The following is a 14,492-nucleotide window of genomic DNA, read 5'->3' as shown; positions in this document are numbered from 1 at the left end:
CGGATTCCAGTGTTCATAGCGACTTGGCCAGGCGGTAGAGCAGGAAAGCGCCAAACAGCTCCAGCCCCAGCGCGATCAACAGGATCTTGTGACCCAGCGGATCGTGCAGCACCGGCTGGAAGAATTCAGGGCTCGATATGGCCATCAGCACCGCACTGGCCGGTGGCAGCAGGCCCAGCACCCAGGCCGACATGCGCGTTTCCGACGTGGTCGCGGCCAGCTCCTGCTGGGCCTGCTCCAGGTCGCGCATGAAATCGCCCATGCGCTGCAGGATCTGATCGGAGCGTCCGCCGATGCGCACGCTGACGCCGATCACCACGGACAGCACCTTGAGCACATCCATCCGGTAGGGTTGTGCCGCCAGGCTCAGGGCACGGTCCAGGTCCATGCCGCTGCGTGCGTAGCGCACGGTGGTGTCCAGCAGTCCGCGCAACGGCGCGCTGGTCTGCATCGACGCCACCTGGAAGGCAGCCTGCAGGCTGTTGCCCAGCGCGGTCAGCCGCACCAGGTTGTCGAGGAAGTCGGGCAGCTGATGCAGCAGCTGTGCACGCAGTTTCGTGGTGCGGCGCATGACCCACAGCCAACAGGCCAGCAGGTACAGCAGCAGGGTCAGGGGGAACATCCACGCCGTGCCGAGCCTGAGCATGGCCACGACCGAAAGCACCAGTCCCGGCACCAACATCATGATCGGCAGCTTCCAGCCCGTCTGCAGGCCGGCACGTTGCAGCAGGCCGTCCAGCGGCAGCACCCGGCGCCCGGCACTTGCCGGTCGCGCCGGGTCGTTGGCGGCGGCCACGGATGCCCCGGCCGGGGCGCCGCCACTGGCACCTCCGCGGGCCAGCTGCTGCTCGGCGTGCTGCAGCGAGGCCTGGCGCTGTTCGCGGTTGCTGGCGGTGCCCCACAGCCACACCGCAAGCGCCAGCAGCACCGAGATGATGCTCAGCACACCCAGCAGCAGGCCCGTGCCCATGCTCAGAAGTCTCCGTACAACGATTCGCGCAACTGCTGGCGGAACGGTTCCAGCTTGTGCGAATGCGGATGGAAGCCCAGTCCGATCCAGCGATCGGTTTCCCTGCCGTTGCCGTCGATCTGCAGTTCGTGACGGAACATTTCCTGGGTCGTGATCAGGTTGTCGCTGACACCGGTGATTTCCGTGATGGAGACCAGTACGCGCCGGCCGCTGCCCAGCCGCGAGATCTGCACGATGAAGTCGATGGCGCTGGCGATCTGCCGGCGCAGGCTGTCCTCGCTGCCCTGGAACCCGGCGAAACCGGCCAACATCTCGATGCGGTACAGGCAGTCACGGGGCGAATTGGCGTGGATGGTCGCCATCGATCCGTCATGGCCGGTGTTCATGGCCTGCAGCATCTCCAGTACTTCGGCACCACGCACCTCGCCGACCACGATACGGTCGGGGCGCATGCGCAGGCTGTTGCGGACCAGGTCGCGGATGCTCACCGCACCATGGCCTTCAGCGCCGCCGATGCGGCTTTCCAGGCGGACCACGTGCGGATGGTTGAGTGACAGCTCGGCGGTGTCCTCGACGGTGATCACGCGTTCGTTCGGCGGCACGTAGCTGGCCAGGGCGTTCAGCAGCGAAGTCTTGCCCGAGCTGGTGCCGCCGGACACCAGGATGTTGCAGCGGCCCAGCACCATCGCCTTCAGCAGCGCCTGCATCGGTGCATCGAAGGTGCCCTTGGCCAGCAGCTCGTCGGGGGTGAACGGGTCCTTGCGGAACTTGCGGATGGAGACCATCGGCCCATCCACCGCCAGTGGCGAGATGATCGCGTTGAGGCGGCCGCCGTTGGGCAGGCGCGCGTCGACCATCGGGTTGGAATCGTCCAGGCGGCGGCCCAGCGGCGCGAGGATGCGGCGCAGGATGCGCAGCAGGTGGGTGTCGTCGGTGAATCGCTGGGTGGCGCGCTTGAGCTGCCCTCCCTGCGAGACGTGCACATCCTTGAATCCGTTGATCAGGATGTCTTCGATCGTCGGGTCGTGCAGCAGGTCGTCGAGCGGGCCGAAGCCGGTCAGCTCCTTGACCAGGCCTTCGGCGACCACCTGCATTTCCTCCTCGTTGATCGGGATGCGCCATTCCTGGATGAAGCCGACCGTCTGCACCTGCACCCAGCGGGCGATGGTGTCAGGCGCCCAGGAATCGATGTCGATGCGCTCGTCCTCGATGCTGTTGAGCAGGTGCTCATGCGCGGCCGACAGCACCTTCTGGTACTGCTCGGTCTGCGCGAACGGCAGGTGTCCCGGGGTGCTGTCGGGCAGCACCGGGCGGGTGGCGGCATGCGGGAACGGGGTTACCTTGTCTTCCATTGCGATCCACCCAGGGCAAGGGAGAGTCTTTCCCGCAGGCCGTGTGCCTGGACCGGGCAGGCAGCCGGATCCAGGCGCGACACGAGCGGGGCGAGGGCACGCAGGTAGGGGTCGCGCGGTGCATCCTGCAGCAGCAGATGCCCCTGGCTGGCCGCCAGGCGCACGCGCGGGCGCTCGGGCAGCGTGGCCAGCAGTGGCACTTCGAATCGGCGTGCGATCTGCTCGGGGCTCATGCCGCTGCTGTCGTCGTGGCGGTTGATCACCAGCTGCAGGCGCTTCTCGCGTTCACGCTGGCCGGCCAGGTGCTTCAAGGCCTGGTCGAGCGATACCAGCGTGGCGATCGAAGCGTCCGTGACCAGCCAGATCTCGTCGGCCTGGTCCAGCAGCAGGGGCGGCAGCTGCCGCAGCGGGCAGCCACCGGCATCGCACAGCACGCTGGCGAACACGCTGCGCAGGCGCTGCAGCAGTGCGCCGGGGTCCGATGGCGGCACGGCATCACTGCCGCTGGCGCGGTCGAGCAGCACCAGGCCGGTGTCATGCCGAGCCATCGCGGTGCGGGCGAGGGTGGCGTCGATGCGGCTGGCGTTGCGCAGTGCATCTTCGTAGTGGAAGCGGCTGTCCAGGTTGAGGTACAGCGCCAGGTCGCCGGACGGCTGTGCCAGTTCCATCAACAGGCCGTCCTGCTGCAGGGCCTCGCCCTGGGCCAGTGCGCGGGTCTGCTGGGCCAGTACCGAAAGATGCGCGGCAAGGGTGCTGGTGCCGACCCCGGCACGCACGCCGAGCAGGACGATCAGGCGCGCCTTGTGCGCATGCTGGGCGGTGGCGGCTGGACGCGGCGAAAGGGCGCGGCGCAATGCAGCCTCGATGCCGATGTTGTCGCTGTCCAGGTCCAGCACATCGCGCAGGCCGGCGCGCAGCGCGATCACCACGCCTTCGACCTGGGCGGCGCTGGTGGCGCCGACCGCGACCAGAGGCAGGTCGGGCTGGGTCTGCTGCAGCTGTTGCGCCAGCAGGCTGGAGGCGGCGGCGTGTTCCGGGCGGAAGTCGAGCAGCACCAGGCTCTGTGGCCCGCGCTGCAGGTCCTGTGCGGAGGTCGGCATGCTGCTGTCCTGCCAGTGCAGGGTGGTGGTCGGCGGCAGTTTCGCCGCCAGCCGGGGCAGCAGTTCGCGATCCATTCCGTACAGGACCAGATTCATCGGCGGTCCTTGCGGATGCAGCGGCTGGGCAGTGGCGTAGGGCATGGGCGTGGTATCGCAGGCATCATGAGGATCAGCGTGAGAAGCCAGGTACCGGATCCTGGCTGATCGGGCCAAGCAGCCAGGACCCCCACTCGGGAAGGTTCGGCTTGGCTTCGCGTTCGCCAGGCAGCGGCAGCTCGGTATTGCGCGCCAGCGGCTGCACCAGCCGCGGCGTGACGATGATCACCAGCTCCTTGTCCTGTCGCTTGTAGTCGAAGTTGCGGAAGAACGAACCGATGATCGGCAGGTCGCCAAGCAGGGGAATCTTGCCAACGCTGGAGACGACGTTGGAGCTGACCAGACCACCGATCACGAAGCTCTCGCCGTCACCCAGTTCGACCGTGGTGTCGGCACGACGCGTGGTGATCGATGGAATCTGCACGCCATTGAGGGCAATGGCGTTGCTGTAGTCCAGATCACTGGCTTCGGGTGCGACCTTCAGCGCGATGCGGTTGGGGGCCAGCACCGTCGGGGTCACGGTCAGGCCGATGCCGAACGGCTTGTAGGTGATGGTGGTGGTGCCCAGGCCCTGCGGTTCCAGGATCGGCAGCTCGCCGCCGGCCAGGAAGCTGGCGCTCTGGCCGGACAATGCGACGAGGGTCGGTTCGGCCAGCACGCGCGCCATGCCGTTGCTCTGCAGAAGATCGACATCGGCGTTCCACAAGCCCTTGGTCGAGCCGAACACCAGCCGGAACGCCGAAGAAATGGGCGACTCGGCCTCATTGCCGGAGTTGCCTTCCTTCATGCCCGGCAGGATGCCGGTATTGCCCGGCAGCTGTCCGCCCGGGCGGGCGAAACCGTAGGCGAAGTTGCCATTGCGGTTCTGGAAGCTGATGCCGATCTGCTTCAACGCGGTCTTGTTGAATTCGACCACCTTGACCTCGACCTGGACCACGCCGCCGCTGCTGACCGTCGACGCATCGGCAAGCAGCCCGTCCTTGCCCAGCGCCATGGCGGCGGTCTTCTGTTCCTGCATGTGCGAGAGCACGCTGTCGGTGCTTCCCTGCAGCAGGCCCTGGTTGTCCTGCTGGGTGAACACCAGCCCATTCGAGCCTGCGTCTGCCGCGCCCTGCACGGCACTCTGTACGCGTACCTGCAGGCGTTGCGGCTCGGCCTGCTTGCGGTGCCACAGCAGGAGGGTGGTCGTACCCGGCGCCTTTCCGACCAGCAGCGCCTGGCGCTGTCCACGCAGCATCACGATGTCGGCGACGCCCGGGTCGGCGATGGCGACCCGTTCCAGATCGGCCGGGAGGGTCCATGGGCGCTGCTCACGCGCCTGCAGCACGAGATCGTCGGCGGCCACGCTTGTCGCCGGAGCCAGCAGCACCAGCAGCAGGGCCAGCCAGCGCTGGCGGGGGGAGGGGCGTGGGCGGCGGCGTTCGGTCATGGATGCGCTCGATGCAGGTCAAAGGGAACCACGGGGGGCGGAGCTGTCGCCACGGATGATCTCGATGCCCGACGCACGCGGTGCGCTGCGCCGAGCCGCCGGCGCACGCGCCGGGGCCTCCGGGGTGCTGCGGGCCGCGGTGTTGCCGCGCCCGGCCAAGGCATCACCGTCGATGCCGGCGAAGGCGTGGTTCTCCGGCCGCTGCAGTGCGAGCTGCTGTTCGGCATCGAGGCCACGCACAGGATCGATCACGCCACGCGCCTGTGGAAACAGTGCAAGGTCAGGTTGGCCTGTATCGGCCGGGTTGCGCAGGGCCAGGAACAGTTTTCCCTGCTGCGCCCCCAGCAGCAGCCGGTTGGCGTCGGCCACCGGCACTGCCAGCACCGCGCTGCGTGCCGGCTGGGTGGCCTCGTTGCCCGTGCCATGGCTGCTGCCATTGCCGGTGATGTCTGCGGCGCGGGGGTCGTTGCGGGTATCGCCCTCGTTGCCGGCGACGGCATCGCTGGTGACCGGAGCGATGTCCTGTTGACCGTAGCTGAGCACGCGCAGCCGTGACAGCAGCAGGCGGGTCTGCGCGGCCTCCGCCGGGCCGCTGGCGTTGGGCTGGGCATTGCGCAGGTTGAGGAAGACATCGACGAAATCACCCGGCAGGATGCGGTTTCCAGCACCGACAAGTTCATCCACCGGAACGGCCAGTGCGCGTTCGCCCGGGCGCAGCTGCAGGGAGAATCCCTGTGCCAGGGCGCTGCTGCTGATGGCGGTGCCCTCGGCGATGTCCTGCACCGGTACCTTGCCGACCACGGCAGAGAGGCTGGTGGCAGCACCGGCTACCGCCGTGGTCCGCTGCGCCAGGCGCAGGCCGTTGGCGGTGATCGGTTCTCCGGCAGGCAGCCGGGCCACGGCTTCGACCACGGTGATCGCCTGGGCTTCGCTGTGCGCGACGGGGGCGGCCGTCGCCGGCGCGGCCGGTTTGCGCCCGATCATCAGGGCGATCACTGCCAGCAGCACGGCCAGCCCGATCAGGGCGACGGCAGCGATGCGGGTCAACTTGAGCATGGAACCGTCTCCTGTACCGATCGTCAGTTGCCGCTGCCGAGGTCGAGCTGGGCGACCGCGACACTACGGATGGGAGCCTGCATCACCCACTTGTAAAGCGTGGCGGTGCCCGGCAGGAAGGGATGGCTGGCGTAGTCATAGCTGACCGTCACCGTCATGCACTGGGCAGTGGCCAGGCCGGCGCAGGGTGCCTGCGCGGAGACCACGATGGCGTTGCTGCCGCCATTGCTGCAGTCGACACCCTGTCCAGAAAACTTCAACAGCCACTGCATCGAACTGCGGGCCGCGACGCAGGCGGCAGTACGCCGTTCATTGGCGCTGCCATAGCGCAATGAAGCGCGAGCCCCCTCGGCCGAGGCCGTCGCCAGTGTCTGTTGCGCGGCCATGATCATCACGCCGGAGAACGTGAACAGCAGCAGTGGCAGCAGGCCCAGCATCAGCATCAGGGCAAATTCGATGCTGGCCACGCCGCGTTGACGCCGTGGATTGCGGATGTTCATGCCACACCTCCGTAGACGCTTGCCAGAACCCAGCCGATGCCGGCGATGGCCAGGTAGGCTGCATAGGGAATGCCGTGTCGTCCCTGGCGGGCGGCCTGCATGTCGCGCAGGGCGGGGTGCGATTGCCATTGGCTGCTGGCGCGGTTGACCTGCATCTGAAGGCCCGTGGGCAGCATCACGCCCAGACGGCGGCCAACAATGATCACTGCCGCGTGCAGGCCGGCCGCGAGACTGGCCACCACCCAGATCGGCAGCAGGGCTTTCCAGCCCAGCATCAGGCCCAGTACCGCGAAGAACTTGACGTCGCCGGCGCCCATCCAGCGGATGGCATAGAACGGCAGCAGGGCCACCAGGCCGAGCGCCGCGCCCGTTGCGTGGGCAAGCCACGGCTGGCGCGGCGCGCTGAACTGCCCTGCGATGATCAATGCGATGGCAATGGCCGATGCGGACAACAGCCAGGCATTGGGCACCCGGCGGGCATACAGATCGCTGATCGCGATCCGCAGGCACACGCCGATGGCCAAGAGTCCCAGCAACGTCATCGCACACTCCGTCGTCCGTCATTGGACAGCCTGCAGTTGCCACCGGGCACATCCCAGCACCGCTGCAGGGATGTGCGATGCACGCAGGCTCAGCCGCCGCCGGTCGCCGGTGCCGACCCGGAGGCCTTGTTGGCAAGGTCGGAGAGGTTCTTGAACAGCGTCTCGAAGAACCCCTTGATCTCCTTGTTGCCTACCGCGATCAGGATGCCGGCGATGACGGCGGCCAGCAGCCCGTACTCGAGCGCGGTAACGCCATCTTCTTCCTTCAGGAATTTGCGGATGGATGCGTTCATGGCCTTGTCTCCCTCTACTTGTTGTCTGCAGATGCAGGACACCTGTTGGGCGGTGGCCCGGCTCCGCCGGGTTCGTCCGTGGGCCCCGCACGTCCTGGCGGGGTGGCATGACGGGAATGACCCGCCGTGCTCATGCTGGGTAATCGGCCCCGGGGGAGATGCCGGCCGCAACGTCGCAACCACGCGGCGCTGCGCCGGTGGCCGAACTGTTCTGCGATACGGTCGTGGTCATGCGCTCCCCCAGGTGTGGTCGCTCTGAAGCGACCGGATCACCGTGTTATCGACTTTGCCTGAATGGCGGTTGGCTGCAACTGGAACCTATATGCAAATTCGGCAGAAACCCGACGATCCTTAAACTTTCAGGCTGTTTCTGTGACGTATATCCGTTCGCTGGCAAAACGATTCATCGACGTGCAGATAATGTGATGTCGCAAATGGCGCATGCGAAAATCGTGCCACTGACGGCTACATTTTCTTCATCTGTGTATCTATTTTCTTCAATGCAGGGTTCGGGTTTACCTTCGATGATTATCGGGCATACTCGGTTTCAAGTTGCTGCTTTCAACCGGGTTGGCCGCGCGGCACCGGCCGCAGCCATCCCGGCAATGGCGAAGGTTCCTGGAGGAATGGTGTGGCCCTGTCAGGCAGTGGGGGCCGCAGCGTGTTGCGGATCAACGGGGGGACGACACTGTCATGGTCGATGGTGGGGTAGAAGACAGCGACGACAGCGGCCTGCGATCGATCGATCTGGCGACGCTGAGCGGCGTACTTCGTGTGTGCGATGTCGAACTGCTGCTGCTCGATGGCAACGGGCCGCGGGCGGCCTTCGCTTCGCGCGTGCATGAGGAAGCACTGTTCTGCAGCATCAGTTGCGGCTTCCATTGCCGTGGCCGCTTCATGCTGCCGCCCGACTGGGCGATGCTGGGCTATCTGCACGCGACCGATGAAACACTGAGCTGGTGCCACGGGGTGCCACTTACACCGGGAATGGCGCTGACGGTGATGCCTGAAGGCATCAGCGAGTTCACGCTGAGCCCCGGTACGCACATGACCCTGATGCTGGTGCCGGTCGCACGGGTGCAACGCAAGTTGACCGAACTGAGCCTGCGCAGCACGCCGCCCGCGGGACAGGCACTTTCACTGTTCAATCTGGCGAACGATTCGGCACCACTCGCCCATCATTATCAGCAGCTGCATCTTCAGCTCGGCCAGGGTGCCGGCCTGCAGCCGGAAGAAACCGAACGATTGCTGCACGAGCACGTGCAGGCCCTGCTCGGTGCAGGCGCCGCCGATCGCCCTGGTTGCAGCCGCGCGCGGCGCACGCATTATCTGATCGCGCAGCGGGCGGAGAACTTCATGCGGCTCAACCTGCGCCGCAACATCTACATGAACGAGATATGCGACGCGGCGGGTGTCAGCGAACGCGGCCTGCGTTATGCCTTCGAGGATCTGTTCGGAACCTCGCCCAACCGCTATCTGTCCATGCTGCGCCTGTGCGCTGCCTGCCGCAGCCTGTCGATGGCCGATTCCAGCCGCCGTTCGGTGAAGGCGATCGCCCTCAGCTGCGGCCTCTGGGACCTCTCCCGCTTTGCCGACAATTACCGCAAGGTCTTCGGCGAGCTGCCGCGCGATACGCTCATGCGCGCTCCCGCGCAGATCGGCCAGCCGGCCTGAATCAAGCGCCGCAAGGGTTTCGGGGTGGTTTCTGCCGGAATTGCCCATGCGCTTGCCGATATCGTTGCCGCTTCTGCATAACCCGCTGCCGATTCCGGCCGTGGATTTGCCGGAATGCGCGATTGCCGTGCCGGAATGAAGTGCGCAGCCGCCGCCGCGAGCGCTGAAATGTCAATCACCTGCCAATCGGCAAGTCCACTGACATTCCAGTTGTTCGCCTACGGGGGAAGTGCTCATGAATCGCATCTACCGGCGTGTATGGAACCGCCAGCTCAATGCTCTGGTCGTGGCCTCCGAACTGGCCACCGGCGACAGCGGTGGCAGTGCCGCGCGGGATCCGCGCGCCTTCCTGCTGATGCCCACCACGCTCGCCCTGGCGCTGCTGTGTGCGCTGGCCAGTGGCCACGCAGGGGCATCCGAATCCAATCAGTCGCTGCGTGATCTGCAGGCACTTGCAGCCAAGTACACCCAACCCATGCCGGTCAAGGTCGATGCCGAGGTAGCCCTCGCGGCTGCCGCAAGCCAGGCCCAGAGCAGCCCGGCAATCAGCGCGGATGCGCGCGTCGGCCTGCAGTTGAGCACCGCGTCGCTGCCGGTGGTGCGTGACGTGCTGCCGGCCACCGTGCAGGTGAAGCTGGCCGCGAACACCGCGCCGAAGCAGGTCGCCGTCCCGGGGCTTGCCGCCGATGTCCGTGCGAAAGCCAGCATCGGCCTCGGTGGTGCGCAGGTGGCATCAATCGATACCGGTGCAAAGGCGGCCGCTGGCATCAGCGGCGCGCCGGCAGGCGCACTGCGGGGTCTGAAGGCTTCTGTTGATGGGGCGCTGGATTCGAAGCTGAAGGTGGCAGGCCATCAGATCGACGCCCAGGGCCAGGCAAAGGCGACGACGGCGATCACGCTGCCGGCCAAGGAGGAACTGCCGGGGGAAACCCACGATCGCGCGATCACCGCAGCATTCGATGCCGGCGCAGCGGGCAAGGTGCGCGTGCAGGCGCCGGATGGCCAGGAAGTGGTTGCCGATCGCAATCTGAAACTGGCGGGCCAGGCAACGGTTGCGGCGCAGAACAGCGCACTGGGTGTCGGGGGGCTGGTGGGTGGCGTGGTCGGCGCCGCGGGCAACGCCGTCGGTGGCGCGCTCAACGGCACCGTCGGTGCGGTTGGCAGCACGGTCGGTGGAGCGCTCAACGGCACGGTCGGCAGTGTGGGCGGCGCGGTTGGCGGCACGCTCAACAACACGGTGGGTGCCGTCGGTGGCGCACTGAACGGCGCCGCAGGCACCGTCGGAGGTGCGGTTGGCGGAGCCCTCAATGGCACGGTCGGTAGCGTCGGCGGTGCCGTGGGCGGCACGCTCAACAACACGGTGGGTGCCGTGGGTGGCGCACTGAATGGCGCCGTGGGTACGGTCGGCGGCGCGGTTGGCGGAGCCCTAAATGGCACGGTCGGCAGTGTGGGCGGCGCCGTTGGCGGCACGCTCAACAACACGGTGGGTGCCGTCGGTGGCGYACTGAACGGCGCCGCAGGCACCGTCGGAGGTGCGGTTGGCGGAGCCCTCAATGGCACGGTCGGTAGCGTCGGCGGTGCCGTGGGCGGCACGCTCAACAACACGGTGGGCGCCGTGGGTGGCGCACTGAATGGCGCCGTGGGTACGGTCGGCGGCGCGGTGGGCGGAGCGCTCAACGGCACCGTCGGCAGTGTGGGCGGCGCCGTAGGCGGCACGCTCAACAACACCGTAGGCGCCGTCGGCGGCACGGTTGGCAGCGTCGGCACCGCGGTCGGCGGCACGCTCAACAACACGGTCGGTTCCGTCGGTGGCCTGCTCAATGGCGCCACCGGCTCCGGCACTGGCCTGGGTGGCCTGCTCGGCAACACGCTCGGCAACGTCGGCAGCGCCGTGGGCAACCTGCTCAACGGCAACCTCAATGGCACCCTTGGCAATCTGGGCAGCGCGGTCGGCGGTCTGGTCGGTGACACGCTGGGCGGCCTGGGCCTGACCAAGCCTTCTGCGATTCCACCCACCAGCCCGAAGGCCCCCGCCGCAGCGGATCCGAATGCGGGCCTGGTCATCGGCACCGGCGGCCTGGTCGGCAATGTCGGCCAGCTGATCGGCCCGACCACCACCAGCCTGTTCGGTGGCAACGGCTACCTGAGCAACGGCAACCTCAAGCTCAGCAACGCCAACGTGATGCAGACCTATTCAACGGTCAACGTGCTGGGCCTGCCGGTGGTGAACCTGTCGCCGGTCGGCAGCACGCTCAATGGCCTCGGCGGCGCCGCTACCGGCGGCAGCTCGCACTTGACCCTGATCGGTGGCGTCACCTCCGACAGCTACATCTACAACATCAACAACGGCAATCCGGGCGGCCTGCTGGGCCTGCTGTTGCCGAAGGATTCGCCTGCCTGGGCAGCCAAGTGCCTGGACATCGCGCTGGCTGACATCTCGTGCTGGGCGGTCAACGCTGCGCAGGACTACCAGGTGCTGATGGGTGACGGTGCGTTCGCCAACGGTTCGAAGGAAGTGGTGATCGGTGCCAATGCACGTCACGAGCTGCCGAAGGTGGATGCCAACGTCGCCTTCCCGGGCGATGGGGTCAACGACCCGAGCAACCCGACCGGTGTGCCGACCGCCGACTACGCCGCGCGCATGGGCCATTCGGTGATCGTCGGTGACAGTGCCGTGGGTACCGCCAACGGCCAGACCCTGCTGGGTGCTGAAGCCACCTCCAACCAGGCCAACTCGGTGGCACTGGGCTACCGTTCGGCTGCACTGCGCGGTGCTCAGGCCAGCTACACCGCGTATGGCCTCACCGCACCGCAGGTCTCGGCCGGCGAAGTGTCGGTGGGCACCGCCGGTGGCGGCGAGCGCCAGATCACCAACGTGGCTGCCGGCAGCGTCAACACCGATGCGGTCAACGTGGCCCAGTTGAAGGGTGCGATCAGCCTGATCAACGGCGTGGCCGATGCTGCGGTGACCTACGACCTCGATGCCGGCGGCAATCCGAACTATCGCCGCGTCACCCTCGGTGCCGGTACCGGCACCACCACCATCGGCAACCTGGCCGGCGGCGCGATCACCGCAGGCAGCCTGGAGGCGGTCAACGGTGGCCAGCTGGCCGGTACCAATGCAGCCATCGCCAGCTTCTTCGGTGGCCGCGCGGCGTTCGACCCGGCCAGTGGTGTCTTCACCGCACCGCTGTTCGAGATCAGCAGCATCTCCACCGGTGGCGCCATCGCCAAGGGCCTGTATGAGAACGCCACCGACGCGTTCGCGGCCGTCGATGGCTCGCTGGTCAACCTCAACACGCAGATCACCGACATCCGCAATGGCGGAACCAAGTACCTGCGGGTGAACTCCACCGGCACCGAGGCCGTGGCCAGCGGCACCGACTCGATCGCGGTCGGCACCAACGCCCGCGCCACCGCCGCCAACAGCATCGCGGTGGGCGCCGGCAGCCTGGCCGACCGTGCCAACAGTGTCTCCATCGGCGCGGCCGGTGCCGAGCGCCAGGTCACCAACATGGCCGCCGGTACGGCGGCGACCGATGCGGTGAACGTGGGCCAGCTGCAGGCATCCGAGCAGGGCGCCCTGCGCTACGACCTCAACGGCGACGGCAGCGTCAACTACGCCAGCGCCACGCTTGGCCAGACCGGCACCGCCACCACGCTGCGCAACCTCGGCCCGGGCCAGGTCAGTGCCACCAGCAGTGAAGCCATCAACGGTGCCCAGCTGTTCGCCGCCAACCAGGCCGTGGCCACCCACCTCGGTGGTGGTGCAGCGGTCAACGCCAGCGGTGTGCTGACCGCACCGACCTACTCGATCAACAACGTGGCCGCCAACGGCACGATCACCAAGGGCAACTACAACGACGTCGGTACGGCCTTCGATGCGGTCAGCAACTCGCTGGCCAATGTGGCCGACCAGACCGGTGAGATCGACAAGCTGGCCGTGAAGTACGACGTCGATGGCAGTGGCAACGTGATCAACAGTGTCTCGCTGAAGGGCACTGGCAGCGGTGCGGTGAAGGTGACCAACGTCGCCGCCGGCAGCATCCTGGCCGGCAGCAGTGATGCCATCACCGGCGACCAGCTGTTCAGCACGAACAGCACCATCGCCAACTACTTCGGTGGCACCACCGCCTACAACGGCACCACCAACGTGTGGACCGCACCGAAGTTCAGCATCTCCAGCATCGCGACCGATGGCACCTTCACCAGCGGTGACTACAACAACGTCACCGCCGCATTCACCGCTGTGGATGGCTCGCTGAAGATCCTCAACCAGCGCATCACCAACGGTGGCGGTGGCAGTGCCTACCTGGCGGTGAACTCGACGGCAGCGGCTGCAACGGCGGCCGGCGCGGAGGCGGTGGCGGTCGGCCCGCAGGCCAGTGCCGCAGGTGCCAGCAGCGTGGCAGTCGGCAATGGTGCCAGTGCCAGCGCGGGCAACAGCGTGGCGCTGGGTGCCGGTTCGGTGGCCAGCGTCGGTGCCCAGAGTGGCTACACCGGTGCCTACGGGCAGACCGGCGCCAGCAACTCGGCCGGTGAGGTCTCGGTCGGCAGCAGCGGCAGCGAGCGCAAGATCACCCATGTCGCCGACGGCTCCGATACGTACGACGCAACCAATGTGGGCCAGCTGAAGAATGGCGTGAACTACGCCATCGACGAATCGAAGAAGTACACCGACCAGAAGATCCAGAACATCACCAATGTGGCCGGCAGCTTCCGCGCCAACAACACCAACAATCTGGCCGACCCGTCCGCCAGCGGTGCCAATTCGGCCGCCGGTGGCGCAGGCTCCACCGCTGCTGGTGCCAATTCGACCGCGCTGGGCAATGGGTCGCAGGCACAGGCCGACAATTCGGTGGCCCTGGGCGCAGGTTCGGTTGCAAACCGGGCCAATACGGTGTCGGTCGGTGCCAGTGGTGCCGAACGCCAGGTGGTCAATGTGGCCGATGGTTCGCAGGCCACCGATGCGGTCAACGTGCGCCAGCTGCAGGCCTCGCAGCAGGGCACGATCCGCTACGACACCACGGTGAACGGTGCGACCAACTACAACAGCGTCACCCTGGGCAGCACCACCAGCGGCCCGACCACGGTGCGCAATGTTGCTGCCGGCACCGCCGGTACCGATGCGGTCAACGTGGACCAGCTGAAGTCGGGCATGGCACAGACCCTGGACTGGTCCAAGGCCTACACCGACGAGCGCATGGGCGGCTTCGAGCGCGACCTGCGCAAGACCGACAACCGCGCCTCGGCCGGTATCGCTTCGGCGATGGCCACCGCAGCCCTGCCGCAGCCCAGCGAAGCGGGCCGCAGCATGGCCTCGGTCGCAGCCGGCAGCTACAACGGTGAGTCGGGCGTGGCAATCGGTATCTCCGGTGTCTCCGAAGGTGGTCGCTGGATCTACAAGTTCAGCGGCTCCACCAACAGCCGTGGCGAGGCCGGCGTGGCCGTCGGTGCCGGCATCCAGTGGTGATCCCCGC

Annotated in this window: 10 protein-coding genes; 2 read left to right on the top strand and 8 right to left on the bottom strand. The window is 67.1% G+C overall.

Annotated features, from left to right (window positions below; translation table 11 throughout):
- Positions 1-13: 13 nt before the first annotated feature.
- From D7T59_RS01895 to D7T59_RS01860, 8 genes are all read right to left on the bottom strand, one after another.
- Complete coding sequence (locus D7T59_RS01895; RefSeq protein WP_043035231.1) at positions 14-970, bottom strand: type II secretion system F family protein; 957 nt, start codon at positions 968-970, stop codon at positions 14-16.
- A 2-nt stretch (positions 971-972) separates the two neighbouring features.
- A complete protein-coding gene (locus D7T59_RS01890) occupies positions 973-2,322 on the bottom strand; it encodes a TadA family conjugal transfer-associated ATPase (protein ID WP_180851130.1) in 1,350 nt (449 codons plus the stop codon).
- Complete coding sequence (locus D7T59_RS01885) at positions 2,307-3,563, bottom strand: CpaE/TadZ family protein (protein ID WP_164136515.1); 1,257 nt, start codon at positions 3,561-3,563, stop codon at positions 2,307-2,309. The genes D7T59_RS01890 and D7T59_RS01885 overlap by 16 nt, the downstream gene beginning before the upstream one ends.
- A 28-nt stretch (positions 3,564-3,591) precedes the next feature.
- Positions 3,592-4,947 (bottom strand): type II and III secretion system protein family protein, encoded by a 1,356-nt coding sequence (locus D7T59_RS01880; protein ID WP_180851129.1) that lies wholly within the window; start codon positions 4,945-4,947, stop codon positions 3,592-3,594.
- An 18-nt stretch (positions 4,948-4,965) separates the two neighbouring features.
- Complete coding sequence (cpaB, locus tag D7T59_RS01875; protein WP_180851128.1) at positions 4,966-6,003, bottom strand: Flp pilus assembly protein CpaB; 1,038 nt, start codon at positions 6,001-6,003, stop codon at positions 4,966-4,968.
- Between the two features lie 23 nt (positions 6,004-6,026).
- Complete coding sequence (locus tag D7T59_RS01870; protein WP_005413739.1) at positions 6,027-6,503, bottom strand: TadE/TadG family type IV pilus assembly protein; 477 nt, start codon at positions 6,501-6,503, stop codon at positions 6,027-6,029.
- Complete coding sequence (locus tag D7T59_RS01865; protein WP_180851127.1) at positions 6,500-7,045, bottom strand: A24 family peptidase; 546 nt, start codon at positions 7,043-7,045, stop codon at positions 6,500-6,502. The genes D7T59_RS01870 and D7T59_RS01865 overlap by 4 nt, the downstream gene beginning before the upstream one ends.
- 89 nt (positions 7,046-7,134) lie before the next feature.
- Positions 7,135-7,338: a Flp family type IVb pilin gene (locus tag D7T59_RS01860; protein ID WP_164136364.1), complete on the bottom strand. Its 204-nt coding sequence runs from the start codon at positions 7,336-7,338 to the stop codon at positions 7,135-7,137.
- Positions 7,339-8,031: 693 nt separating this feature from the next.
- Here D7T59_RS01860 and D7T59_RS01855 point away from each other — a divergent pair.
- Together D7T59_RS01855 and D7T59_RS01850 are read left to right on the top strand one after the other, a co-directional pair.
- Positions 8,032-9,012 (top strand): AraC family transcriptional regulator, encoded by a 981-nt coding sequence (locus tag D7T59_RS01855; protein ID WP_099553288.1) that lies wholly within the window; start codon positions 8,032-8,034, stop codon positions 9,010-9,012.
- A gap of 235 nt (positions 9,013-9,247) precedes the next feature.
- Positions 9,248-14,485 carry an ESPR-type extended signal peptide-containing protein gene (locus D7T59_RS01850; protein WP_180863233.1) on the top strand — a complete coding sequence of 1,746 codons (5,238 nt, stop codon included), beginning with the start codon at positions 9,248-9,250 and terminating at the stop codon, positions 14,483-14,485.
- Positions 14,486-14,492: the final 7 nt, after the last annotated feature.

Source organism: Stenotrophomonas maltophilia (assembly GCF_013464915.1).
Taxonomy (GTDB): Bacteria; Pseudomonadota; Gammaproteobacteria; order Xanthomonadales; family Xanthomonadaceae; genus Stenotrophomonas; species Stenotrophomonas maltophilia_AT.
Note: the sequence above shows the minus strand (reverse complement) of the source record. Positions and strands in the feature narration are given on the sequence as shown.